This window comes from Cytobacillus firmus NBRC 15306 (assembly GCF_001591465.1).
Classification (GTDB): domain Bacteria; phylum Bacillota; class Bacilli; order Bacillales; family Cytobacillaceae; genus Cytobacillus; species Cytobacillus firmus.
The window spans coordinates 1-949 of sequence record NZ_BCUY01000232.1 but is presented as its reverse complement, the minus strand read 5'-3'; the positions used below and the strand labels follow the sequence as shown (position 1 = coordinate 949).

Here is a 949-nt window from a genome sequence, read left to right as displayed (position 1 = left end):
AATTATGATATTGTATAATTTTTATAACTCCCCTTTCTTAAATTGAATATATTTAGTTTTATCTTATTTTCCTAATTATCCTAGGACTAGACATTTGCCTACATACCCTAATTTGAAAAAACAAATAAAGAAATAAGTAATAGCAAAAGTTAATCATCTTTCCTTTCTTTAATAGCAACGTAAACGGAACTCCTTTTTTTATTTTCCATTTATTTCATCGTTAAAATCCCTGTGACTAAACAAGCTAATAACAAAACTATTTAGAGGTGTCTCATTAGAAAAATACCAAGGGCCTTATTGGTTACCGTTTCCATACTTATTCTTTTATCCATAGGGTTACTATTTTTAGTACAAAATACAAGAAACACAGAGAATCACGAAAATGAAACTGTAGCTGTCAAAAACAGATTTAATACCCCTATAACCAGAGTCCAAAATGTTGAAAGCGAAAAAAATGTTCTTCAAATAAACAGCATTGCCATGGATGAAACCATAAAGGGGTACTGCCGACTAAACGCAGATATAATACGCTAAGGAATTTTTTAGAAGGTAAAAGCCTGATTTTTCTACGTTAAGCAGAAAAACCAGGCTTTTTTATATCCTAAGTGGACGCAGGGCATGTATCGAGTTCAAAATCTCAGGTATAAATGAATATTCTCCGAGAAAGTTTATGTGTTCCCATCCCAATGGTGATATGTGAGGAAGCAATTCCTCTTGATATTTTCCTATTTTTTTAAAATGTTCAATTGCTTGTGATAAATCACGGTATTCCAAATGCTGATGGCATTAATAATTAGATTTAATGAGCTGGCACGCTGTAAATGATCTTGTAATGCTCTTTCTCTAAGTTCTCCCTGTTTTCCGAAGAAAATAGCTCGTGCCAAGGCATTCATGGATTCTCCCTTATTGGGAGGTATACTGGACTTTCTAGAAGACTGAGATCTTGCAT

Annotated in this window: 1 pseudogene; it reads right to left on the bottom strand. The window is 33.0% G+C overall.

The annotated features are described in order from the left end of the window. Positions 1-594: 594 nt before the first annotated feature. Positions 595-949: pseudogene (locus tag BFI01S_RS22810) on the bottom strand (Tn3 family transposase); the annotation flags it as partial.